At 64.2% G+C, this 23,982-nt stretch carries 23 protein-coding genes; 12 read left to right on the forward strand and 11 right to left on the reverse strand.

Annotation, left to right across the window (positions count from 1 at the left end; genetic code table 11):
• The 3 genes from FFS35_RS07360 to FFS35_RS07370 form a co-directional block, all read right to left on the reverse strand.
• Positions 1 to 162: 1-deoxy-D-xylulose-5-phosphate synthase N-terminal domain-containing protein (locus FFS35_RS07360; RefSeq protein WP_137786503.1), on the reverse strand; the 162-nt coding region annotated here is incomplete at its 3' end.
• Between the two features lie 70 nt (positions 163 to 232).
• Positions 233 to 1,150 carry a VacJ family lipoprotein gene (locus FFS35_RS07365; RefSeq protein ID WP_249341516.1) on the reverse strand — a complete coding sequence of 306 codons (918 nt, stop codon included), beginning with the start codon at positions 1,148 to 1,150 and terminating at the stop codon, positions 233 to 235.
• Positions 1,147 to 1,740, reverse strand: a complete 594-nt coding sequence (locus FFS35_RS07370; protein ID WP_137786504.1) for an ABC transporter substrate-binding protein — start codon at positions 1,738 to 1,740, stop codon at positions 1,147 to 1,149. Before FFS35_RS07370 ends, FFS35_RS07365 begins: the two co-directional genes overlap by 4 nt.
• A 143-nt stretch (positions 1,741 to 1,883) precedes the next feature.
• Here FFS35_RS07370 and ispH point away from each other — a divergent pair, with 143 nt between their 5' ends.
• Both ispH and hpnH read left to right on the forward strand, forming a co-directional pair.
• Positions 1,884 to 2,864, forward strand: a complete 981-nt coding sequence (gene ispH, locus FFS35_RS07375) for a 4-hydroxy-3-methylbut-2-enyl diphosphate reductase (protein ID WP_249341517.1) — start codon at positions 1,884 to 1,886, stop codon at positions 2,862 to 2,864.
• 9 nt (positions 2,865 to 2,873) lie between these two features.
• Positions 2,874 to 4,019 (forward strand): adenosyl-hopene transferase HpnH, encoded by a 1,146-nt coding sequence (gene hpnH / locus FFS35_RS07380; RefSeq protein ID WP_137786505.1) that lies wholly within the window; start codon positions 2,874 to 2,876, stop codon positions 4,017 to 4,019.
• A 33-nt stretch (positions 4,020 to 4,052) separates the two neighbouring features.
• On the opposite strand, the gene FFS35_RS07385 is transcribed toward hpnH, so the two are convergent.
• The 7 genes from FFS35_RS07385 to hpnA are packed head-to-tail and all read right to left on the reverse strand — an operon-like array spanning position 4,053 to position 11,633.
• Complete coding sequence (locus FFS35_RS07385; RefSeq protein WP_137786506.1) at positions 4,053 to 4,673, reverse strand: phosphorylase; 621 nt, start codon at positions 4,671 to 4,673, stop codon at positions 4,053 to 4,055.
• Positions 4,670 to 6,604, reverse strand: a complete 1,935-nt coding sequence (gene shc / locus FFS35_RS07390; RefSeq protein ID WP_137786507.1) for a squalene--hopene cyclase — start codon at positions 6,602 to 6,604, stop codon at positions 4,670 to 4,672. The genes FFS35_RS07385 and shc overlap by 4 nt, the downstream gene beginning before the upstream one ends.
• 5 nt (positions 6,605 to 6,609) lie before the next feature.
• Positions 6,610 to 7,863, reverse strand: a complete 1,254-nt coding sequence (hpnE, locus tag FFS35_RS07395) for a hydroxysqualene dehydroxylase HpnE (RefSeq protein WP_137786508.1) — start codon at positions 7,861 to 7,863, stop codon at positions 6,610 to 6,612.
• Positions 7,860 to 8,684, reverse strand: coding sequence for a presqualene diphosphate synthase HpnD (hpnD, locus tag FFS35_RS07400; protein WP_283214543.1), 825 nt, complete (start codon positions 8,682 to 8,684; stop codon positions 7,860 to 7,862). Before hpnD ends, hpnE begins: the two co-directional genes overlap by 4 nt.
• Positions 8,681 to 9,505 carry a squalene synthase HpnC gene (gene hpnC, locus FFS35_RS07405; protein WP_137786509.1) on the reverse strand — a complete coding sequence of 275 codons (825 nt, stop codon included), beginning with the start codon at positions 9,503 to 9,505 and terminating at the stop codon, positions 8,681 to 8,683. Before hpnC ends, hpnD begins: the two co-directional genes overlap by 4 nt.
• Positions 9,502 to 10,623, reverse strand: coding sequence for a glycosyltransferase (locus FFS35_RS07410; protein ID WP_137786645.1), 1,122 nt, complete (start codon positions 10,621 to 10,623; stop codon positions 9,502 to 9,504). Before FFS35_RS07410 ends, hpnC begins: the two co-directional genes overlap by 4 nt.
• 5 nt (positions 10,624 to 10,628) lie before the next feature.
• On the reverse strand, positions 10,629 to 11,633 hold the full coding sequence (gene hpnA, locus FFS35_RS07415; RefSeq protein WP_137786510.1) for a hopanoid-associated sugar epimerase: 1,005 nt from the start codon (positions 11,631 to 11,633) through the stop codon (positions 10,629 to 10,631).
• Positions 11,634 to 11,679: 46 nt separating this feature from the next.
• Here hpnA and hpnI point away from each other — a divergent pair, with 46 nt between their 5' ends.
• From hpnI to FFS35_RS07460, 10 genes are all read left to right on the forward strand, one after another.
• Positions 11,680 to 12,843, forward strand: coding sequence for a bacteriohopanetetrol glucosamine biosynthesis glycosyltransferase HpnI (gene hpnI / locus FFS35_RS07420; RefSeq protein WP_137786511.1), 1,164 nt, complete (start codon positions 11,680 to 11,682; stop codon positions 12,841 to 12,843).
• A complete protein-coding gene (gene hpnJ / locus FFS35_RS07425) occupies positions 12,843 to 14,288 on the forward strand; it encodes a hopanoid biosynthesis associated radical SAM protein HpnJ (RefSeq protein WP_137786512.1) in 1,446 nt (481 codons plus the stop codon). Before hpnI ends, hpnJ begins: the two co-directional genes overlap by 1 nt.
• 2 nt (positions 14,289 to 14,290) lie before the next feature.
• Positions 14,291 to 14,491, forward strand: a complete 201-nt coding sequence (locus FFS35_RS07430) for a hypothetical protein (protein ID WP_137786513.1) — start codon at positions 14,291 to 14,293, stop codon at positions 14,489 to 14,491.
• A 5-nt stretch (positions 14,492 to 14,496) separates the two neighbouring features.
• Complete coding sequence (gene hpnK, locus FFS35_RS07435; protein WP_137786514.1) at positions 14,497 to 15,327, forward strand: hopanoid biosynthesis-associated protein HpnK; 831 nt, start codon at positions 14,497 to 14,499, stop codon at positions 15,325 to 15,327.
• 10 nt (positions 15,328 to 15,337) lie between these two features.
• Positions 15,338 to 16,234 carry a ferritin-like domain-containing protein gene (locus tag FFS35_RS07440; RefSeq protein WP_137786515.1) on the forward strand — a complete coding sequence of 299 codons (897 nt, stop codon included), beginning with the start codon at positions 15,338 to 15,340 and terminating at the stop codon, positions 16,232 to 16,234.
• Entirely contained in the window at positions 16,231 to 17,220 is a 990-nt protein-coding gene (locus FFS35_RS07445; RefSeq protein WP_171007551.1) for a lysylphosphatidylglycerol synthase domain-containing protein, read from the forward strand. The genes FFS35_RS07440 and FFS35_RS07445 overlap by 4 nt, the downstream gene beginning before the upstream one ends.
• A gap of 13 nt (positions 17,221 to 17,233) precedes the next feature.
• A complete protein-coding gene (locus FFS35_RS20475) occupies positions 17,234 to 17,362 on the forward strand; it encodes a hypothetical protein (RefSeq protein WP_283214544.1) in 129 nt (42 codons plus the stop codon).
• 131 nt (positions 17,363 to 17,493) lie between these two features.
• Positions 17,494 to 18,393 carry a Ku protein gene (locus FFS35_RS07450; RefSeq protein ID WP_137786516.1) on the forward strand — a complete coding sequence of 300 codons (900 nt, stop codon included), beginning with the start codon at positions 17,494 to 17,496 and terminating at the stop codon, positions 18,391 to 18,393.
• A complete protein-coding gene (gene ligD / locus FFS35_RS07455; protein ID WP_137786517.1) occupies positions 18,390 to 20,906 on the forward strand; it encodes a DNA ligase D in 2,517 nt (838 codons plus the stop codon). Before FFS35_RS07450 ends, ligD begins: the two co-directional genes overlap by 4 nt.
• A gap of 339 nt (positions 20,907 to 21,245) precedes the next feature.
• Positions 21,246 to 22,484 carry an MFS transporter gene (locus tag FFS35_RS07460; protein ID WP_137786518.1) on the forward strand — a complete coding sequence of 413 codons (1,239 nt, stop codon included), beginning with the start codon at positions 21,246 to 21,248 and terminating at the stop codon, positions 22,482 to 22,484.
• 48 nt (positions 22,485 to 22,532) lie between these two features.
• Here the strand turns inward: FFS35_RS07460 and FFS35_RS07465 are convergent, their stop codons facing one another.
• Positions 22,533 to 23,954 (reverse strand): sulfotransferase, encoded by a 1,422-nt coding sequence (locus tag FFS35_RS07465; RefSeq protein WP_137786519.1) that lies wholly within the window; start codon positions 23,952 to 23,954, stop codon positions 22,533 to 22,535.
• Positions 23,955 to 23,982: the final 28 nt, after the last annotated feature.

Raw genomic sequence — 23,982 nt, forward strand, 5'->3', positions numbered from 1 at the left:
CCCAAGGCCAGACCCCAGATGACCACCCGTCTGGCCCACCGCCGAAATCACCTCCAGCCGCAGCTCATCCGCCACCTGACGAAGATCAGACGCCGAAAGCAAACGCAAATCCGACGGCTCACCTATCCTGTCCAGCAACGGCGTCTCAAATATTCCAGTCATCCGGCTCCTGTCCCCTCCGATCAAAGCTAGGGTCCAAATTCGATCTGGACAACGGCGGGCGGCATCGATGTTATTTCGGCGATGTGGCAGGAATGTGGGCCGCCGGTTCGCCCGACGGATCATGCAAACCCGCGCCGCCGGGATCCTCCATCGGATCGTCCAGTTCGGTCGGGGCGCTTTTCCGGTGCCGTATCTCGGCAATTTCTGCGGCACGATTCTGGAGCCAGACGGATCGTAGCGTCGCATACGGATCCACCGCGCCGCTGAACAGCGCGCGCAGATCGGCATCGGATTCGGCGCGCAGGTCAAGCCCGGTGATCGCGCCGCTGGCCACCTGATAGCGCCAGTCGGTGAACGGTTTGCCGATCGCGACCGGCAACACCGCGCCATCGACCGGCCCTCCCAGCACATCGCGCAAGGTGGTCGGCCCGACGAATGGGAGGAACAGATACGGGCCGGGCCCGACGCCGTATCGCGCCAGCGTGTTACCGAAGCTGTTGTCGCGATGCGGAATGTTGATGCCCTCCGTTCTGGCGAGATCCAGGATACCGCCTACGCCAAGGGTGGAATTGACGGTGAACCGCACGAGCGTGCGCCCGGCCTTGCCGAATTTGAGCTGCAACAGGTAATTGAGGAAAACGACAGGCTCGGTCAGATTGCTGAAAAAATTGCGTAATCCCGCACGCGCCGGCTTTGGCACGGCATGCTTGTACCCCATCGCAAGCGGCCGGTAGACCGCCTTGTCGAACGACTGGTTCGACCGGAACATTTTGCGATTGAAGCCTTCGAGCGGATCGCCCTTGATGCGGCCGGGCGGCGCCGTCGGCCTCCCGCCCGGGGTCGCTGGGTCGGACAGCGGATCCGCCAGTTCGGGAGACGCTGGTACGGCGGATACCTGCGCTTCGACGGGCGCAATCGTCTCGATCTGCGGGTCAGGCCCCGGAACGGCGAGAAGCGCCATCGCCGGGAAAAGCGCCGGAAGGATCAAAAACTGCCCTTTGCCGCGAGTGCGTCCAGATGCGTGACCAATGCCCTGGCGCCGCCCTTGGCGAGAACGCTCGCGAAATCCGCGCGGCGCGTTGCGATCTGGCTGATCGCGTTACGGTAAAACACGTCGATGATCTTCCAGTCACCTCCGCTCGCACGAAGGCGATAGCTGATCGCAATCCCGGCCTTGCCCGGTGACGTAAGTGTCGTGCGCACCAGCTTGTCGCCCCCCCGAGCCTCGATCTGCGGGGCGATGGTGAAGGCCTCGCCGGACCAGTCGTCGAAATTGGCGGCATATTGCGCGATCGTCAGGCGTCGGAACGCGGCGACGAGCGCCTGTTGATCCGCTGGCGCAATCGTCGTCCAGCTCGGGCCGACGGCGAGCCGGGTCATCAACGGCAGGTCAAAGGCGCGATCGATCACCGGCGCGATCGTCGCCGCGCGACTCTTCGCATTGCCCTTCGCTTTCATGATCGCGATGAGCCCGTCATCGAGCGACTGTACGGTTGTACGCGCCGGATCGGCCTGCGCCATCGCCGGTGCCGGGATAGCCAGCGCGAGCAGCAGCGCCGGCGAAAGGGACATACGCATGTAAACACTCCCGATCGGTAAGACGCGATTACCCCGATCGGCAGCGACCCGTCCACCCCGCGTTTCCGCCTGCCACAATTGCGCCTTTTGTATTTGTGATCCCATGTCTATCTCAAGACACCTGCCCGGCGGGAGGGAATGGCATGCACATCGAGATGACCCCGACAGCCCGTCAACCGCTGAACATTCTGCTCGCGAATCCGCGTGGGTTTTGCGCCGGTGTCGTCCGCGCGATCGAGATCGTTGAGCGGGCGCTGCAGCTTTATGGGGCGCCGGTCTATGTTCGGCACGAGATCGTCCACAACCGGCACGTGGTGGATCGGCTGCGCGGCATGGGTGCCATCTTCGTCGAGGAACTCGATGAGATTCCGGCTGGCGCGCCGACCATCTTCAGCGCACACGGTGTTCCGCGCTCGGTACAGGAGGCGGCGGTTGAGCAGGGACTGCCGGTGCTTGATGCCACGTGCCCGCTCGTCGCCAAGGTGCATGTGCAGGGCCGGCGGTATGCGAAGGCGGGGCGCACGCTGGTGCTGATCGGTCATGCCGGCCATGCGGAGGTGATCGGCACGATGGGGCAGATCGATGCGCCGGTTCACCTCGTCTCGACCGTGGCGGACGTGGAATCGCTGCCGATCGCACCGGACGCGCCGATCGCCTATATCACCCAGACCACGCTCAGCGTCGACGATACGCGCGGGGTTATTGTCGCGCTGAACGCGCGCTTCACCAATGTGCAGGGCCCGGACATCGCCGACATCTGCTATGCCACGCAAAACCGCCAGACCGCGGTTCGCGATCTCGCGCTCAACAGCGATCTGGTCATCGTGGTCGGCGCGCGGAACAGCTCGAATTCCAGCCGCCTGCGGGAGATCGGTGACGAGATGGGCGTGCCCAGCTATCTCATCGATGACGGTAGCGCCGTCGATCCGGCGTGGCTGGATGGCGTGGAGACGATCGGCGTCACAGCCGGAGCGTCGGCGCCTGACGAGTTGATCGAAAGCGTTATTGCCGCCATTGCTGCGATCCGCCCGGTATCGGTGCGGCAATTGGACGGCGCGGCCGAGAACGTCTCATTCGCGCTCCCGCCCCAATTGCGCCGCCGTGCCCGCGTGGCCGCTGAATAGGATTACCCCATGAGCCTGCCGCTTTCCCAGATCGCCCGCATCGGCGCCTACACGCTAAAGCAGCATATCAGGGGCGGCAAATATCCGCTCGTGCTGATGCTGGAGCCGTTGCTGCGTTGCAACCTGGCCTGTCCGGGATGCGGCAAGATCGATTATCCCGATCCGATCCTCAATCAGCGCATGAGCTATGAGCAGTGCATGGACGCGATCGATGAATGCGGGGCGCCCGCCGTCTCGATCGCCGGCGGCGAGCCGCTGCTGCACAAGGATATGGCGCGGATCGTGAAGGGCTATATCGCCCGGAAGAAGTTCGTGATCCTCTGCACGAACGCGCTGCTGCTGAAAAAGAGGATCGACGAATACGAACCGTCGCCCTTCTTCACCTGGTCGATCCATCTCGATGGCGACCGGCAGATGCACGACCACGCCGTCGACCAGACCGGAACCTACGACATCGCGATCGACGCGATCAAGCTCGCCAAGGCGAAGGGCTTCCGGGTCCAGGTCAATTGCACCGTATTCGACGGGGCCGATCCCGCGCGGCTGGCCGCCTATTTCGACGAGATGGAGGCGTTGGGCGTCGAGATCACCATCTCGCCGGGCTATGCCTATGAGCGCGCCGCCGATCAGGAGCATTTCCTCAATCGCGAGCGGACGAAGCAATTCTTCCGCGATGTGTTCACGCGCGGCAATGGCGGCAAGGACTGGACCTTCACCAATTCGCCGCTGTTTCTCGATTTCCTGGCCGGCAACCAGACCTACGAGTGCACGCCGTGGTCGATGCCGCTGCGCACGATCTTCGGCTGGCAGAAGCCATGCTACCTGCTTGGCGAAGGTTATGTCGCCACCTTCAGGGAATTGATGGAGGGCACCGACTGGGAGCAATATGGCGTCGGCAAGTACGAGAAATGCTCCAACTGCATGACGCATTGCGGGTTCGAGGGCACCGCCGCGACCGATGCGATCCGCCATCCGCTCAAGATGTTCGGCATCGGGCGAAAGGGGGTGCGGACGGAAGGGCCGATGGCGCCCGACGTGGACCTGTCACACGCCCGTCCTTCCGTTGATGTTCACTCCTCGCACGTCGAACGCGAACTCGCGCGGATCAAGGAGATGGACCCGGAGGGCTTCAGGCGGGTTCAAAAGGTCGCCTGACGCTCCCACGCCGGTTCATGCGAGGGAGCGGCTTCATATCAGCGCCCGCGCCGCTTCCGAAAACGCCCGCCTGAGGCTGGCGAACGCTTCGGCCGCCTGCCTTCCCGTGCGGACCAGCGCTGGCAACTGTCGCGGATCGCGCGCCAGAGACGAGAGCACCGCGCCGAGCGCCATGCCGCCATCTGGCCGCATCCCCACCAGCGCCGCTGGCGGAAGATCGTCCATCGCACGGTCCGAGATCACGCGAAGCACGGCGAAGGGTTGGCCGCGCCGTCGCGCAACCCGCCCGGCAATGTGACTCTCCATATCCACCGCGATCGCCTGGCTGCGTCGATACAGGTCAGCCTTGTGTATCGCCGTTGCGGCAACCGCCTCCTGCCCCACCACCGCACCATGGTGAGCGGATGGCAGGACACGACGTAAACGCCCGACGATCGCCGGATCGCCATCGACCACCACATCGCCCGGCATCAGCACGGGCGACAGCGCGCCCGCGATGCCACATGACAGGACGATGCCCGGAAACCTCTCCGTGGCCGCCTCCAGCTCCGCCTCCAATCGCGTGGCATCGCCGCCGCCGATTACTGCGACGACGCCCGCACGCTCGAAGATCCGCGCCTCGCGCTTCAGCCCGCAGGCGACGATCAGCGTCACATCCCGACCGAAACGCGTTTCGTGTTCGAGCGCTTGAGGTTGCGATAGCGCGCCAACGCCCACAGCGGGAAATATTTCGGATAACCGTGATAGCGCAGGTAAAAGACCCGCGGGAAGCCGCCGCCGGTATAGTGTTCCTGCCCCCACAAGCCGTCCGCTTCCTGATGCGCTGCCAGCCAGCCCACGCCGCGCTTCACCGCGTCGCTATCCACCTTGCCCGCCGCCATCAGCCCCAGCAGTGCCCAGGCCGTCTGCGACGCGGTCGATGGCGCCGGGGTGTGGCCGGTTCGGTCGAGCGCGTAGCTGTCGCAATCCTCGCCCCAGCCACCGTCCGGGTTCTGGATTGCCTCCAGCCAGGTGATCGCGCGCGCGACCATCGGCTCTTCCGGCCCCAGCCCGGCGGCGTTCAGCGCACACAGCACAGACCAGGTGCCGTAGATATAGTTCACGCCCCACCGGCCGAACCAGCTGCCATCCGGCTCCTGTTCGCGGCGCAGATAATCGATAGCCGCCGCCAGACGCGGGCTGTTCTCAGGGCCCTCGCCCAGTTGTGCCAGCATCGATACGCACCGCGCAGATACGTCTGCAGTGGGTGGATCGAGAAGCGCGCCATGATCGGCGAAGGGCAGATTGTTGAGATATTCATGGCTGTTATCGGCGTCGAACGCCCCCCAGCCACCGTTTCGTGATTGCAGCCCGACTGTCCATTCGACCCCGCGATCGACCGGGGTGCGGTCCGCAATCGCCGCCCGGTCCATTGCCATCACCACGACGGCCGTGTCGTCCAGATCGGGGTAATGATCGTTGTTATACTGAAACGCCCAGCCGCCCGGGCGGACCCCGGGTCGCTCCTCCGCCCAGTCTCCCTTCACATCGAGAACCTGGCGTGGTTTCAGCCAGTCCAGCGCGGCTTCCGCACGCGCCACATTGGCCTCCCCGCCCGCTTCCAGCATCGCATGCGCGGCAAGCGCCGTATCCCACACCGGCGAGACGCAGGGCTGGCAATAGGCCTCGTCATCGCTGACCACCAGCAGCCGCTCGACAGATTCCCGGGCGATCGCGCGGGCCGGATGATCCGGCGCATAGCCCATCAGATCGAACATCATCACGCTGTTCGCCATCGCCGGATAGATCGCGCCCAGCCCGTCTTCGCCGTTCAGCCGCTCGGTCACCCAGCCCACGCAGGCGTCCAGCGCGCGCTGGCGGAGCTTCCTGGGCCACAGCCCGTCTCCCGCCTTCAGCACGCGATCGAGCATATTGAACCCGATGGTCCACAACCATTTGGGATCGGCCGCCTTTGTGCCCGCGCGGACAGGCTTGCCGGTGTAAAGCTCATCCACTTTCACCCCGGTCACATTGCGTGCCACGGGTTTGAGCGCGCAGAGCACGAGCAGCGGCACCACCACGGTGCGCGCCCAATAGCTCATCTTCGACAGATGTATCGGAAACCAGCGCGGCAACAGGATCAGCTCCGGCGGCATGGTCGGCACGACAGACCACGGCCCGGCGTCGTAAAGCGCGAGCTGGATGCGCGTGAAAACATTGCTCGCCGCCGCGCCGCCTGCCGCCAGTATCGCTTCACGCGCGCGCGCCATGTGCGGTTCGTCCACAGCGTCGCCGATCATCCTGAGCGCGTAATAAGCCTTTACGCTCGCGCTGATGTCGAACGATCCGGCATGGAACAGCCCCCAGCCGTGATGCTCGGCCGACTGGATGCGCCGGAGGTAGCGGCCGATCTTCGCCTCCAGCCCGGCATCGACCGGCTCGCCAAGATAGTGACGCAGCAGCACATATTCGGCCGGGATCGTTGCATCGGCCTCAAGTTCGAAAACCCAATGCCCGTCAGGCCGTTGCGCAGCCTGCAGCGCGGCGCTGGCGCGGTCGACCGATGCATCGATGGCGGCAAGCGGATCTTCGGTCACATCCGGCATCGCTATTACCTCTCCCCACCACTCACCAACGACGCGACCGTTTCACCCGATCGCAGCGCGCCCTCGATCGTTGCGGGCAGCCCGGTCTGCGTCCAGTCCCCCGCCAGGAAAAGATTGCGCCAGCGCGTTGTCGCGGGCGGGCGCTTCGCGTCCTGCGCGGGCGTGGCGGAGAAGGTAGCGCGCTTCTCCTTCACGATCTGCCACGCGGGCAACGGCGCCCTGAACCCATAGCCCTGTTGAATATCGTTCCAGAACAGCCACGCCAGCTCCTCGCGATCGCGTTCAACAATCGTGTCGGCGTGACTGACCGTCACGGAAATGCGGTCGGGAAAGGCGAACAGCCATTCTGCTGTTCCACCCAGCATTCCAAGCATCGCTGGCGCGCCCGACGGAGGCCGAATCGCGAAATGCCCGTTGACGATGGCGTGAAAGACATCGGGCACCTCGATCTCCGGGAGTAGCGCGGCCGCTACCCATGGCGGCACTGCGAGGATCACCACTTCATCTTCAGCCACCGCCTCCGGCCCCGCTCCCCAGTCCAGCGCGATCACGCGGTTGCCGTCCGTCACCGCCCCGCGCAAGCGTCTGCTCAGGGTTACCGGCGTATCGCGCGCAGCCAGCCATTCCAGGGCGGGATCGATAAAGGCGGCCCCCAATGTCGGCTTGGCGATACGCGGCAGCGTAGCCCTGCCCCCCCGAAGCATCGATTCGCGCAGAACCCGGGCGGTGAGCCGCGCGGAGCCTTCTGCTGGCGGGGTGTTGAGCACGGCAAGTAGCACGGGCGCAATCAGCTTGGCCCAGACAGGGCCGGCGGCCTCGATCCGCTCGTCTACGGTATCCGAAGCCCCACCGGTCAGGAGGCGAGCGAGCCGAAAATACTCACTCACCCGCGATCCCGGCACGCGCCGGTTCTTCGCGAACACCCACCACGGGATCCGCCCGTCGTTCATTCTAATGGTCCAGCGCTGGCCATCGCTCAGATTGACGAAGGCAAAATCGGCACGATCCGGCCCGGCAAAGGGGGTAGTCGCGCCCACCGTCTCGCGAAAGCGCGCAACCGCATCGTTGCCGGCGAGGACGAGATGATTGCCGTTGTCGATCACCGTCCCCAGCTGCGGATCGTGATAAGATCGACAGCGGCCGCCAGCGTGGGGCGCCGCGTCGTGGACCCGCACGGCAAACCCTGCCTCGACGAGCCGGACCGCCGCCGACAGCCCGGCCAGCCCGGCACCGACAACCGTCGCTCGCGCGAACTTCAACGCATCACCAGAAGTCGGGCCAGCGACCACAGCAACGCGGGCTTGCTCACCCGCACCGGCACGCGCGGCGGCGCCCAGCCCCGCGCCTCCATCTGTGCAAGCAGTTTGGAATAGGCGGCTTCCATCAACCTTGGCGCAATCAGCAGACCAGCGGGACGGGCAGCCAAGATCGCATCGGCGGCGCGATAATGATCGTGAGCGCGCGCCGCGAGCGGCCGCGCCGCTTCGTCCAACCGCGGATCGCTCGTCACCTCGGCGGGCGTGGTAAGGGGAATGCCCGCGCCGGTCAGCGCTTCGGCCGGGAGATACACACGCCCGATCGCCGCATCCTCATCCACGTCGCGCAGAATATTGGTGAACTGAAGCGCGCGCCCGAGATGATGTGCCAGCTCAAGCCCCTCGTTTTCCGGCATGCCGAACACGCGGACGGATAGCCGTCCAACCGCAGAGGCCACTCGATCGCAATAAAGCTCCAGCTCGGCCATGCCAGGCCATCGGATATCGCGGGCGACATCCATTGCCATACCGTCGATCACTGCTTCGAAATCGGCGCGATCCAGGCCGAAACGTTGCACTGCTTCCGCCACGATCGCAGCCCGCCCGGGGTCGCCATCCGCATAAAGCGCGTCGAGATCGAGGCGCCAGGCATCCAGCGCAGCCGCACGCTCTGCTCGCTCGCCGTGCTGGTCGTCAGCGATATCGTCAACCGCGCGGCAGAATGCGTAAATGGCATACATCGCCTCACGCTCTGCCTTCGGCAGCACACGCATTCCCGCGTAAAAAGAGCTGCGCGATGCGCTGGTGAGTTGCACCTCGTTCACGAAGCGCGCCTCAACAGACTCGGGATTGCGGCACCCAGCGCCAGCCACGCCGCCTCGAACTTGCCGTGGTGGACGCGCTCGCTCAACGGATCGCGGCTTTCGAGCCGATCGCAAAGGCTCTCCGCCAGCCGGTGGATCACGGATACCTCTGCCGCCAGCCGCCTGTCCCGGATCGCGGCCGAAAAGCCCTTCGAGCGCGCCAGCAATTCCCGGGTTCGCGCAACGAGCGCGGTGATGATCGCGCGCAACGCCGTGGTCGCCCTGTCACACAAAAGATCGTCCGGCTCCACCCCCGTATCAAGCGGGATGTAGACCCGGCCCAAACCGCGATAGTCCTTGGCACAATCCTGCAGGTGGTTGATTATCTGCAACGCCGCGCACAGCGCATCACTCGCGGGCCACAGATCGCGACTTTCGCCATGCACGTCGAGCACGTATCTCCCAACCGGCATCGCCGAAAGCCGGCAATAGCCGATGAGATCATCCCAGTCGCGGCAGCGCGTCTTGGTGACGTCGCTGAAGAAAGCATCGAGCAGTTCATGCGCGTGTATGGGATCGATCCGGCGCGCAGCCATCACCTCGCGCAGCGCCATCGCCTCGACCGCGCCCTCACCGGAGAGCCCATCGCGCAGGGCTGCGAGCAGCGCCAGCTTTGCCTGCGGGCCGAGCGCCGGATTATCGGCGATATCGTCGGCGGCGCGCGCGAACCGGTAAAAGGCCATTACCGGAACGCGAGCCTCGGGCCGGAGCAGAAAACTCGCTACCGGAAAGTTCTCGTCGTCATGCCCCTTGCCAGAGGCGAGATCGGCCACCTTGGTCATCCGTCCGCGGCCGCCTGCGCCCTGCCCTTCCACATGCCTCCACGCCCCCGAATATGTTGCCACGCGGATAGCAAGGTGCAGCCCGCGTAGAAAGCGGCGATCAGCGGCAGTAACAGGCCCCAGAGTGGCGAACGGCGATAGAAAGCGAGCATTGGCTGTAGCGCGATCGCCATCATTAGCCAGGCCGCCAGCCCAGCGGCCCTCGCCGGCCCGTCAGCAAGCGTTCCCAGCAGCGGCGGCGTGAAATAGACCAGCGCCAGTCCCAAGATCGTTCCTGTCAGCACTGCCGGCGAGTAACGAAGCTGCGCGTAAGCCGATCGTGCAATCATAGCTGCGACCGATCCGAACGTGTCGTACCTTCGGATACTCCGCGAGCGATCCGTGAGGCCGATCCAAATGCGTCCTTGTCGCTTGAGCAACGCGCCCAATGCGCAATCGTCGATCAGCGCGCCGCGGATCGCTGCTATCCCACCCGCTGCCTCCAGTGATACGCGGCGTACCAGCATGCAGCCGCCGGCCGCGGCGCCTGGCCCTCCGCTCCGGTTCACAAGCCCGAACGGATAGAGCATCTGAAAGAAGAAGACGAACGCGGGGATCAGCATCCGCTCTGCAATCGTCTCGCAGCGAAGCTTCGCCATCAGGCTGACCAGCGCGAGCTCGGCGGATTCCGCGCGGGCGACCAGCGTGCGCAACGTATCGGGTGCATGCGCGATATCGGCGTCGGTCAGCCACAGATAGGCCGTCGTCGCGTTCGCGTATTCCACACCCTGGCGGACCGCCCATAACTTGCCTGTCCAGCCGGCGGGCAGTGGCAAGCCAGCGACCACGTCGAGCCGCTCGGCATCGAGCCTGCGGGCGATCCGGCCCGTGCCGTCACTCGAGGAATCGTCCACCAGAACGATGCGAAAGTCGCCCGGATAATCCTGCGCGATCAGGCTGCCGATCGATTCGGCGATCACCTCTGCTTCGTCGCGCGCCGGCACCACGGCGACCACCTTGGGCCATTGCTCCGGCACCGGTGGCAGATCGCGGGTGTCGCGCTCACGCGCTAGCCAGAACCAGTGACGCGCAAACACCAGCACCAGCCAGATCGTCAGCGACAGCAAGCCGATCACCATCCCGGTCAACGGATCATCCCCGCGCGCCGAAACCAACTGATCGCATCGGTCAGTGCCTGCGCATAGGGCCTCGCATGATAGCCGAGCTCCGCCTGCGCCCTGGCCGACGAGAAGAACATCCGATGCTTCGCCATTCGCAAGGAATCGATCGTCAGGAACGGATCACCGCCGGTGATCCGTGCAATTTGCTCGTTCATCCAGGCGAAGGGCAAGAGCGGTGTACGTGGAATGCGCACCGCCGCACCGCCGCGGCCGGCGATAGCAGCGATTTGCCGCAGCATTTCGCCGAGCATCACATCCTGACCGCCCAGAATATAGCGCGCGCCAATTCGTCCCTTGTCCATCGCAAGCAGATGCCCCGCTGCGACATCGTCGACGTGAACAAGGTTCAACCCGGAATTGACATAGGCTGGCATGCGCCCGTTCGCTGCCTCCACCAATATCCGCCCGGTAGGAGTCGGGCGCACGTCACGCGGGCCGATCGGGGTTGATGGTTGGACGATCACCGCAGGCAAACCGCGCTCGGAGACCATCGCCTCGACCAGGCGCTCGGCGATGACCTTGCTGCGTTTATAGGCGCCGACCGCCTGATCCACGGTCGCGGCATCGGTTTCGTCCGCAGCCGCGCCCTCCCGTGGCACCAGGGTGGCGACGCTGGAGGTATAGACCAGGCGCTCGACCCCGGCGGCGAGCGCTGCCTCCATGACGATACGGGTCATGGCTTCATTGTTGCGGATGATCTCGTCCGGGGATGGCGCCCATAATCTATAGTCGGCCGCGACGTGGAACAGATGCTGAACGCCGTGCATCGCCCGAGCTACCGCAGCGGGATCGCGCAAGTCGCCCTCGACCAGCTCGCCGGGAAAATCGGCCAGATTCGCCCGTGCACTAGACGTGCGGACCATCCCGCGCACGCGGCTTCCCCGCGCCGCGAGCGCGCGTGCCACCGCAGACCCGACGAACCCGGATACGCCGGTCACCAACGTCTGCGGGGGTTCAGGCGCGTTCATGCTGGCGGCTCTACACATGCGCGGGCGCGTCGGATAGGACGCAGCGATGGAAGCCGCACTGATCGCGTTCGTCAACTATGCGGCCTTCACTTTGCTCGGGTTGAGCGCAGCGGGCGCACTTTATATGGTGGTCGCTGCGCTCACTTTGCGGCGTTTCTTCAGCCGCCCCATCGCCCACCGGCCGCGCAGAGACGGCGTGACCCTGCTCAAGCCACTCCACGGCGTCGAGCCGCGCCTGATCGATAACCTCGCAACTTTCCTGGTTCTGGATCACGGCGGGCCGGTGCAATTGCTGTGCGGCGTTCAGCGACGAGACGACCCTTCGATAGCCGCGATCGAAGAACTCAGGGCGCGTTTTCCGCAGGCGCGGATAGATTTGGTGATCGATCCGACCCCGCATGGCGCCAATCGCAAGGTTTCCAATCTCATCAACCTGGAGCGGCATATCGCGCATGACGCGATCGTGCTGAGCGACAGCGACATCGCCGTACCGCAGGATTATCTGAGCACTATCCTCACCACACTCGACCAGCCAAACGTGGGCGCCGTCACCCTCGCTTACGCCGGGCGCGGTGACGCCGGCTGCTGGTCCCGCCTCACCGCTGCCGGTCTTAGCTGGCAATTTCTGCCCGGCACGATCGTGGGGTTCGCCTTTGGTTTGGCCCGTCCATGCATGGGTTCGACCATCGCTTTGCGGCGCGAGACGCTAACGGCGATCGGGGGTTTCGGCGCGTTCGCGGATATCCTTGCCGACGATTACGCGATCGGCAATGCGATCGCGGCACGTGGGATGACCGTCGCGATGTCGCGAATATTGGTGACGCACGCTTCGGCCGAACGAAATTTTCGAGAATGGTGGCGGCATGAGGTCCGCTGGTCGGCCACCGTGCGCGATCTCGTTCCGCTTGCGCATGCGGCGAGCGTGGTCTCCATGCCACTGCCACTGGCCCTGCTTGCCGTTCCGCTCCACCCCGGACTGGGCACGATGGTGGCGATCTGCGCGCTGATCGCCCGTCTCTGGGTAGTCGCGGTTGCTGATCGTCTGTCGGGCGATCGCCCGGCACCGCTGTGGCTGTTGCCATTGCGCGATTGCCTGACACTGGCGGTATTTATCGCCGGCATGTGGGTACGGTCGGTTGATTGGCGCGGCTCAAGGCTTAGAATGGAGGAGCACGGCCAGATTTCGGCCGAACCGGAGACTCTCCGCTGATGAAGCGTTCGCTGTTGCTACAAGGCCCCTCGTTCGACGGTTATGACGGCGGCGCGGGTGCGCGCTACCAGATGAAGCGCGAGGTGCGCAGCTTCTGGTATCCGACATGGCTGGCACAACCCGCCGCGATGATCGAGGGCTCGCGCCTGATCGACGCGCCGGCGCACGATCAGGGCTGGGAGGATATCGCGCATGAGGTCGACGGGAAGGAATTGATCGTTCTCCACACCTCGACCCCCAGCTTCAATCAGGATGTGCGCACCGCCGAGTTGATCCGCGCGCGCAATTCACACGCCCTGATCGGGCTGGTCGGCGCGAAGGTTGCGGTGGAGCCAGACAAGAGCCTCGCCGCTTCCGCAGCGATCGATTTCGTCGCGCGGGAAGAATATGAATTCACGCTGCTGGAGATCGCGCAGGGCAAGCCGCTGGCGGAGGTGGACGGCATCACGTGGCGCGGGCCGGATGGCGCATTCATCCGCAACACGGATCGCGCGATGATCGAGGATATGGACGTCCTCCCGATGGTTTCTCCCGTGTACAAGCGCGATCTCACGATAGAAAAGTATTTCGGCGGCTATCTGCGCCATCCGTATGTCAGCTTCTACACCGGGCGCGGATGCAAGAGCCGCTGCACATTCTGCCTTTGGCCGCAGACCATTTCCGGGCATCGCTATCGCTTCCGCTCGATCCCCAAAGTGATCGAGGAGGTCGAATATATCCTGAAGGAGATTCCCGAGACCAAGGAGATCTTCTTCGACGACGACACGCTCACCGACAATCACGACCGCGTCGAGGAACTGGCGAGGGCGCTGGGCGGGCTTGGCTTCGGCAAGCCGGGCTTCCCCGTCTCCTGGAGTTGCAATGCCAAGGCCAACGTTCCGCGCAAGACTCTTGAGGTGCTGAAGGCCAACGGTCTGCGCCTGCTGCTTGTCGGCTACGAGAGCGGCAATCAGCAGATTCTGCACAATATCAAGAAGGGTCTGCGCGTCGATGTCGCACGGCAGTTTACCAAGGATTGCCACGAACTCGGCATCGTCATTCACGGCACCTTCATCCTTGGTCTGCCCGGCGAGACGCTGGAGACGATAGAGGAGACGATCCGCTATTCTATCGAGATCAATCCGCACACGATCCAGGTTTCGCTCGCAGCCCCCTATCCCGGCACCTTCCTTTACAATCAGGCGGTGGAGAACGGATGGTTCGACGGCGGCGACCATCTGCTCACCGATGGCGGCAACCAGATCGCGCAGCTCAGTTACCCGCATCTCAATTCATCGGTGATCTTCGACAAGGTCGAGGAATTCTACAAACGCTTTTATTTCCGACCCCGCAAGATCGGCTCGATCGTGGGCGAGATGGTGCGCGATTGGGATATGATGAAGCGCCGGCTGCGCGAGGGTGTGGAGTTCTTCGATTTCCTGCGTCGCCGGAAGGAGGCTGCCTGATCATGTCGGAGGGCGGACGTGGCCTTGCCGGAATGTCCGTTAACGAGCGGCTGGTTGCGCGCGGTCTGCTCGCCGCATGGGAGGAAGCCGTCAGGGCGCGCGACGCTGACGCCATGACCCTGCTGCTCCGTCGTGCCGCCGTGCCGGATGCGCCCCGCGTCGCTGCCGTCGTCCTCGCCGATCCGGCCGCTTACGGCTTTTAGGCGCGGTGAAGCGGCTGATCGTCACTGCCGACGATTTCGGCGCCTCCGCTGCTGTAAACGAAGCTGTCGAACAGGCGCATCGTTATGGCGTGTTGACGGCGGCGAGCCTGATGGTCGGTGGTGATGCGGCCAGCGATGCCGTAGCCCGTGCGCGCCGCCTGCCCGGCCTCGGTGTCGGCCTCCACATCGTGCTGGTCGAAGGGCGACCGATACTGGCGCCGGAAGCCGTGCCTGCGTTGACGGATGGCTCGGGCATGTTCCGCATCGACATGGCGCGAACCGCTATTTCGATCTTTGCGTCGCCGGCCGCGCGTCGGCAGCTTCGCGCCGAAGTCGAAGCGCAATTCGCCGCCTTCGCAGCAACCGGCCTGCCGCTCGATCATGTGAACGCGCACAAGCATTTCCACCTTCACCCAACGATCGCTGCCACGATCCTCGACGTGGGTCAGCGCTACGGGATGAACTCGATCCGTGCGCCAATCGAGCCCGCCGCCCCGTTGCGGGCGATCGACGGGACGCGGGGCGGCCCCCGCGTCGAAACCGTCTGGGCGAAGCTCCTCCGTCGCCGGATGCGGCGGGCCGGGCTGGCCGTGCCCGATCACGTTTTCGGCCTGGCATGGTCCGGCGCGATGAATGCCTGTCGTATGCGCGGCCTGCTGGATCAGCTCCCTCATGGCCTGACGGAAATCTACACCCATCCAGCGACGGCGCCCTATCCCGGTTCGGCACCCGACTATGATTACGCTGGCGAGCTCGCCGCCCTGACGGACGACCTTGCGAAAAGCGCGATTGAGCGCAACAGCATCCGGCTGGGTCGGTTCGCCGATTTTGTTTGAGGACGCACGCATGAATCTCGTGCCCGATTGGGATCAGTTCGACGCCTCCGCCCCCCTCCCTGCCGGAAATGTGCGTCTGGGGAGCGCCGAGCATCTTACCTTGTTCAGCCGAATGCTGCTCGATACGCACGATCCCTATCGCCCCGCATTGATCGACTGGCCGGAGCTTGAGCCGGAAACGCGCAACAAGATCGTCTCGCTGCCGATCTGGGACATGGCCGTGCAGACCGAAGGACGCACCGGCCTGTTCGTGAAGACGTTTGGCGAGACGGTGCAACACCCGCTGCTCCGCTCCGCTGTCCAGATGGACGCGTTCGAGGAACGTCGCCACAAGGTGGTCCTCGCCGATATGGTGCAATCCTACGGCATCGAGCTTCAGCCCGAGCCGGAATATGCGAAGCCGAAGGATGCCGAATGGGCGTTCATGCGTTCAGGATATTCTGAGTGTATCGACAGCTTCTTCGGCTTCGGCCTGTTCAAGCTGGCAAAGGATACCGGATTCTTCCCGCCCGAACTGATCGACACGTTCGAGCCGGTGATGCGCGAGGAGGGGCGGCACATCCTGTTCTTCGTCAACTGGGTCGCATGGTGGCGTCGCAACATGCCGTGGTGGCGACGCCCCTATTTCGAGGCCAAGGTGATCGTGGTGTGGCTGTTTCTGATCTGGGAGCGGATCGATATGGCCAAGGGCATGGGCGACAACACCAAGGCGCAGGAGAGCAATTTCACACTCAACGGATCGAAGGAACTCGGCGTCGAGGTAACCTTCCCCGAGCTCGCCGCGATCTGCCTGTCGGAAAACGATCGCCGCCTGGCGCCTTATGACCAGCGGTTGATCCGTCCGCGCTTCGTGCCAGGCGCGATCCGCCTCGTGCTCAAGCTCATGCGCAAGCCGCAGCCGGCGTGAGGGTTTCGGCCCGCGTCGCCCTGCTGCTGGCGACGATTGCGGGGCTAGGCATTGCGATCTGGACGTTCGGCGCGACGGGGTTGACCGATATTTTCCGGATCGCCAGCCGGATCGGCTGGGGTGGAGGCCTGCTGTTCTGCGGATGGTCGCTATTCACTTTCGTGCTGCTTGGAGCGGCGTGGCTGGCGGCCGCGCCTGGGGAAGCGACGCGGCGCCTCCTGCAGTTCACGTGGGCGCGGATGGTGCGGGAGGCGGTGTCGGATCTGCTGCCCTTGTCGCAACTCGGGGGGATCGTGATCGGCGCGCGCACGCTCGGCGCATCCGGCATGGCTGGCCCGCGGGTCTATGGATCAATGGTGGTCGATATGACGACGGAGATGGCCGCCCAGCTTGTATACACGCTGTTCGGCCTGGCGATGATCGCATCGCTGCTGATCGACGGGGGCTCCGCGGCTGCGCTTCGACCGATGATCCTTGGCGGCACCGGGGTCATGGCTGCAGTGATCCTGCTCTTCTTTGTTGCGCAGCATTCCGCGCTTGACCTTACTGCGCGCATCGCCGGCCGGATGATCCCGCAGTCGCAAACGGCGCTTGTTGATATCCGCCGCGAGCTGGCGCGCATCTATGCGCAGCGTTGTCGACTTGCGCTATCCTTCGTGTTCAATCTCGGCGCCTGGCTGGCAAGTGGCGCAGGGGCGTGGCTCGCGTTGAAGCTGATGGGCGCGCGTATCTCGATCTGGGATGCGCTGGCGCTGGAAAGCCTGATCTTTACGCTGCGCAGCATCGCCTTTTTCATACCGGGCGCGCTGGGGGTGCAGGAGGCAGCATATGCGGTTGCCGGGCCGTTGTTCGGATTACCGCCGGAAAGCGCGCTCGCGCTGTCACTCGCGAAACGCGCGCGCGATATCGCGATCGGATTGCCGACGCTGATCGCGTGGCAGGCAAGCGAGGTACGCGGCATAATGATGCGAGGCGGCGGCGAATAATCCCGGTCCGGCTTTGAGGTATATCGCAGCCGGCACGTCCGCCATCGTTCTTGTCGGCATCTACCTGACCGCCGTGACCGTTCATTCCGCGCTCGCCGCGCCGATGGCGCAGGTGACAGCAGCCCTCTCCGATCATCAATGACAGGCCGGTTCGTGGTGCGAAGGATGCGCGTCAACGCTCAGCAAGACTGCTGATCTATCGCATAAGGAATCGATTGCACGGAACGAGCACAGGCGTCGCGGATTTGATGAGTCTGCGCAAGGAGACGCCAATTGGCTGCACGTCCATACTGGAAGGGCCAGATCCGCCTGGCGCTCGTGTCCATCCCGGTTGAAATCTACTCGGCGACCAGGAGCGGCGCGACGATCGCCTTCAACCAGATACACGAGCCATCTGGCCAGCGAATCAAATATGAGAAGGTCGTCCCGGGCATCGGCCCGGTCGATGTGGACGAGATCGTCAAGGGCTTCGAATATGCCAAGGGCGAATATGTCCTGCTCGACGAAAATGAGATCGAGGGCGTCAAACTGGAGAGCAAGAAGACGCTCGAACTGACCCAGTTTGTGGACGCGCACGATGTCGACATGATCTATTTCGAGAAGCCCTATTATGTCGTGCCGGCCGACGATCTCGCCGAAGAGGCATTCGTCGTGCTGCGTGAAGCGCTGCGCCGCACGCGCAAGATCGGGCTCGGGCAGCTTGCGATGCGCGGTCGCGAATATGTCGTCAGCATCAAGGCCTGCGGACGCGGCATGGTAATGGAAACGCTGCGCTACGCGGACGAGGTGAACAAGGCGTCGAGCTATTTCCGCGAGATCGATGATATCGAGCCCGACGAGGAACTGCTCGATCTCGCCACCTCGCTGATAGAAAAGAAGACGGGCAAATTCGACGCCGCGGATTTCCACGATCGCTATGCGGACGCGCTCAAGGAGCTCATAGAGCGCAAGAAAAAAGGCAAGACGCTCAATATCGAGAGCGATGACAAGGGCACGGACCCACGCGGCTCCAATGTGGTCGACCTGATGGCGGCGCTGAAGAAATCGCTTGGCGGAACGGAAAAGGCGGTGACGAGCAAATCCTCGAGAAAGCCCGCCACGAAGCCGGTTTCGACCAAGACCAAGGCCAAGGCCAAGCCGTCAACGACTGCGCCGGCGCGCAAGCGGGCATGAGGCGAGGAACCGCAAAAGCCACGGTCAGCCCGGCGAAAGATCCGCTCGCCCGCTATCGCGAGAAGCGCGACTTCACGCGCACGTCCGAGCCTTCGGGCGCTACCGCGCCGACGAGCGGCAACGGTTTCGTCGTACAAAAGCATGCCGCATCCCGCCTCCACTACGACTTTCGCCTCGAACTCGATGGTGCGCTGGTCAGCTGGGCCGTAACGCGCGGCCCTAGCAGCAATCCCGACGACAAGCGCCTGGCGGTGCGAACCGAGGATCATCCGCTCGATTATGCCCGGTTTGAAGGGACGATCCCCAAGGGAGAATATGGCGGCGGCACCGTGATGCTTTGGGACAACGGCACCTGGGAACCGATCGCCGGCAAGGACCCGCGCAAGACCCTGTCCGACGGCCACCTGCATTTCATCCTTCACGGCCGCCGCATGCGTGGCGAATGGATTCTCTTTCGCCTGAAACCGCGGGGAAGGGAGAAGCGCGAAAACTGGATCCTGCGCAAGGTGCAGGATGAATTTGCCGGCGGCTCCGACGATCTGGTTGGAACGCATGTTACCAGCGTCGACAGCGGGCGGACCATGGACGAGATCGCAGCCGGCAAGGCCACGCCAAAACGCAGGAAAGACGAGCCCGGGCCAGCTACGGTTACCACAAGCCGCAAGGCGGCGCCGGCCGGTCGCAGGAGGATCGCGGGCACACCGCCAGCTTTCCAGCCCGTGCAGCTCGCCACCCTTGTCGATCACGTGCCTTCCGGCGATCGCTGGCTGCACGAGTTGAAATACGACGGCTACCGGACCCTTCTCGCGATCGGCGGCGGCGAGGGTCGCGCTTACACGCGATCCGGGCTCGACTGGTCAGATCGCTTCGCAGGGCTGATCGACAGCGCGGTGAAGCTGAACGCCGACAGCGCGCTGATCGATGGCGAGGCCGTGGTGACGCTGCCTGACGGCCGCACCAGTTTTCAGGCGCTGCAGGCCGCGCTCAAGAGCGATCCTGCTCGCATCGACTATTTTGCCTTCGATTTGCTCGAACTCGACGGCAAGGATCTCACCCTCCTGCCCTTGCTGGAGCGCAAGCGACGGCTGGCCGCGCTGATCGGCGATGAGCCGGGCCGCATCCGCTATTCGGACCATATCGTTGGCAAGGGCGAGAAGCTGCTTGAACGATTTTGCGGTGCCGGCCTCGAAGGTGTCATATCGAAGCGCATTGACGCGGCATATAGCGGTTCCCGGAGCGGCACCTGGGTGAAAACCAAATGCACCCGGCGGCAGGAGTTCGTCATCGTCGGCTGGACGCCATCGGACAAGCAGCGCAGGTTTCGCTCCTTGCTGCTTGGCGTCAACGACAATGGCGAGCTTCGCTATGCCGGCAAGGTAGGGACCGGCTTCACCGGCGACGAGATCGAGCGCCTGATGGGGATAATGGCGCCGCTCGCGCGGAAGACACCGACCGTCAATGCACCGGCCGCAGCGGTTCGCGGCGCGCACTGGATCAAGCCGACGCTGGTCGCCGAAGTTGCCTTCATCGAATTTACCGACGAGGGCGTGCTGCGCCATTCAAGCTATCTCGGGCTCCGTGAGGACAAAAAGCCCGAAGCGGTCGTGATCGAAACGGAAACCCCTGTCGCGATCGCCGCCCCGACCGAGCGCAGCGGGATCACGATCAGCCATCGTGAACGCGTGATCTTTGCCGAGGGAAAACTCACCAAAGGCCAGCTCGCCGATTATTACGAGATCGTCGCGCCGATCATGCTGCCGTGGGCCGGCAGCCGCCCGATCAGCCTCGTGCGCTGCCCGCAGGGACGATCGAAGAAGTGCTTCTTTCAGAAACATGATGCCGGCAGCTTCGGCGATGAGGTGAAGAAAGTCGGTATTCGCGGGAAGGACGGCAGCGAAGAGCCCTATTTGTTTGTCGATAACGCGGCGGGGCTGCTGGCCTGCGTACAAATGGGTACTATCGAGTTTCATGGCTGGGGCGCGCGGATCGAGGACGTCGAGAAGGCTGACCGGCTGGTGTTCGATCTCGATCCCGACGAGGCACTCGACTTCAGCGAGGTCGTCTCGGCCGCATTCCACGTTCGCGATGCGCTGGCCCAGATGGGGCTGATTACTTTCCCGATGCTGACCGGCGGCAAGGGCATCCACGTCATCGCGCCGCTCACTCCCGCAGCCGAATGGCCACAGGTCAAGGATTTCGCGCACCGCTTCGCCGTGGCGCTCGCTCAGGCTGAGCCCACGCGTTTCACCGCAGCGCTGGTGAAAGCCAAGCGGTCAGGCCGCATCTTCGTCGATTATCTCCGCAACCAGCGCGGTGCCACCGCAGTCCTGCCCTATAGCGCGCGCGCGCGCGAGTTCGCACCGATCGCAGTGCCGCTGACATGGGAGGAACTGCGCGATATCGATGGCGCTTCGCACTGGCACATCGGTGACGGTGCCGAGATGATAAAGCGGGCGAACTCGAAGAACCTCGTTCATTGGGGCCGCGCGGACCAGATCCTGCCGGATTTGTGATCGCCGCTAGGAGCGGCCACCACGCCAATCGACGGGCCTATCGCACGTCCACGCGGCGATTTCCGCCACGACTGTAGAATTCCTCCCGGCGCTTCGATCGCTGAGAATAACGGATCGCTGGACGGGCCTCGCTGCGGATGGTGCCATCGCCCCAAGCCCGGCTGCTCCGATCGGAGCGATCTCCAGACCGATGGCGCAGGCACCCGGCTGAACCACCGCGCACCTGGTGCGGACGCTCCGCGCGCAACGGCGCGGATTTGAGGCACGCATCAAAAATGTCTTGCGTCACCCACGTCGATATGGTCGAATTTCTTACCAGCGGTGACGTGACGATGTTTCGTGCGCCGGATAATCGTCATAATTTCGAGGGGATGCATCATCCAAGTTTCCGATCACGGCGCGATCGCTGACGGCAAGTACGATGCCCCAAGCCATTCCATCGCGCTGCTCGCGGCTGCGATGGTGTTCGGCGCTTCGGCATTCGTCGTATTGTCGCTCGGTCCGGTCGTATTCAGCGCAATGGTTTCGGCGGGGCGCCTTACCAACGAGGCGATCGGTCGCGCGGCGACCTGCGAACTCGCGGCGCTGGCGCTGGGCGCCGCCATCGGACCGCGTTTTTTGCGCCACAGCCATTTGCGTGCGAAGGCGCTGGGCAGCGCCGTGCTGCTGATCGCGGCGAACATGCTATGCTATCGGGCCAACTCGCCTCCCCCCATCTATCTCCTGCGATCGCTGTGCGGCCTGGCCGAGGGCGGGCTGTTGAGCGCCTCGATGCTGGTGCTTACCTACGTTCCCAATCCGGAGCGCATGAACGCATATTTTCTGGGAATAAGCGCCGTGCCGCAGGCGATACTGGCGTATATCGTCCCCATTGCGATTGACAGATACGGCGCCAACTTCGGATTCGGCGCGATGGCGGCCCTGGCGGTCATATCCGGGCTCCTGACATTATATTTGCCGGCCTCTTTCGGACCGTTACCCGATTTCGTTCCGAAAACTTTGCGCACGAAATGGACACCTGCCATTATCATCGCGATTTCCTGCACCTTTCTGCAATTTTCCGCGGTCGGCGCCGCGTGGAGCTATGCGGCGCAGGTCGCCGAGCAATATGGCATGTCGAGCACGACAATCGGCACCGCGCTTGCGAGCAACCAGATATTCTGCGTCGCCGCCGGATTGATCGTGGGGGCAATCGGCTGGCGCGTTCACTACACGCCGGCGCTGATCGTCACCTGTGCCGCGATGGCGGCGCTTTCGGTGCTGTTCGCGCTGAATCGTACGCCGGTGTTCTTCGTGCTGGCCTGCTCGCTGTACGGGCTCGCATGGATCGGCGGCCAGCCATTCAACCTGAAGATGTTCGTGGCGCTCGATCCCGCCCGCAACGTGGCGCTCTATGCCCAGCCGGTGATGCTCGCCGCGCTCGGGGCGGGACCATATGTCGCCTCCTACCTCGTCACGTCGCATGATGTGACGCCAGCTTTCTGGTGGTCGATGATCGCGTTTATCGTGAGCGGGGTGATATATGCCGGCGCGCATTTTCTGAGACCTGCACCATGGGCCGGGGCTACCGACGGCTAGTGCAATGCCGCGCCACATTTGCGTGAAACGCAGGCCCGTTCAGAGCCCTCAACCGTTCGCATCGATATCGATCCCGGCCTTTTCAAGCGCGGCCGCCAACGGCGCGAGCTGGCGGCGATATGCGTGCCAGCGCTTAACCGCCGAACGATAGATCGGGCGGCGCACCTGGGCGGCGCTGGCCGTCGCGGTGGCGCTGGCGTTTTCCTCAACGCGGACCATCCTTTCCTGCCAGCCGATCCCGGCATGGCGCGCGATGCCCTCCCCGACTTCGGCCGGGCGCTCCACCAGATCCTCGTATCCGACCTCCAGCAATTGATCGCCCAAGACCGTGCGCCAATGCGACATCAGCTCCGAATAGGCCACATAATAGGTCGCCAGATCGGGAAGCGCGTAACTGAACGGATAGCCGCCGCCGAACAACGTGGAGAACATCGCGAAGAGATTGTCGCCCGCGCAACGCTTGAGCAGAATCAGCCGCGCATCGGGCATGGTCAGCCGGATCGCGCCAGCATAAAGATAGTTCAGCGGCAGCTTTTCGATGACGAGCGCCGCTTCCGCGCCGGCCCGCCGCGCGTAATCGGCGCGCACGACAGGACCGTCGGCCCGGGCGACGCGATCGAAGATGTCGCCACCCTGCTGCGGGGTTCCCGCCATCAGGCTGGCAAGCAGCATATCCGTTTCACCGTTGGAGCGGACGCCTTTCGCCCCGGTCAGGATCCGCTCCACCAGCGTCGTCCCCGATCGCGGCAGGCCGATCACGAATGCATGTCGCACCCCTGGCTCGAGCGGCGGCGCATCACCCAGACGCCCACGATCGAACGCCTGCGCGATCCGGGCGAGTTTACCAACATCCTCGGCGATGTCATAGCGCAGGCTCGCCCGGCGCGCCGCCGCGCCGAGCCGGAACTCTTCCCAGGCAGCGTCGTGATCGGCCAGATCGTCCAGCTCCTTGCCGAGCGCATAGTGCAGGAAAATCCGGGCCGCAGGCGCGGCCTGCGACGAAAGGCGGCGGCGGAGATCGTCGACATTGTTGCGGGCGGCGGACTGCGTGCGGACATGCGCGCGCAGCAGCGCGGCCTGGGCATTCGCGGGATCCTGCGCAAGTGCACGTTCGCACGAATGCGCCGCCTGATCGAACTGGCCAAGATTGCGCTGGCTCGTCGCCAGATTGTACCAGCCCATGGAATCGCCGGGCGCAAGCAGCGTGAAGGCGGCGTAAAAGGCGTTCGACCGCTCATGTTCGCCCAGCCCGAACGCCGCGAAGCCCAGCGCCTCGAAATCCTCAGCCCGGCCGGGCGCGAGCTGCGCGGCCCGATCCAATATGCTCACTGCCTCCGCACGGTGCCCCAGCGCGCCCAGGATCGTTGCCAAGCGTGCATGCAGGTGGGACGCGGCGCGCAGCGGCGCTGCGGCGGCGCGAGCGGGCGCGAGAAGATCGGCCAATCGCTGTGTCGTCGTCAGATCACTCACCCGTCGCAATTACCAAATCGGCCAAAGC

It is taken from the genome of Sphingomonas sp. 3P27F8, from assembly GCF_005502745.1.
GTDB lineage: Bacteria > Pseudomonadota > Alphaproteobacteria > Sphingomonadales > Sphingomonadaceae > Sphingomonas.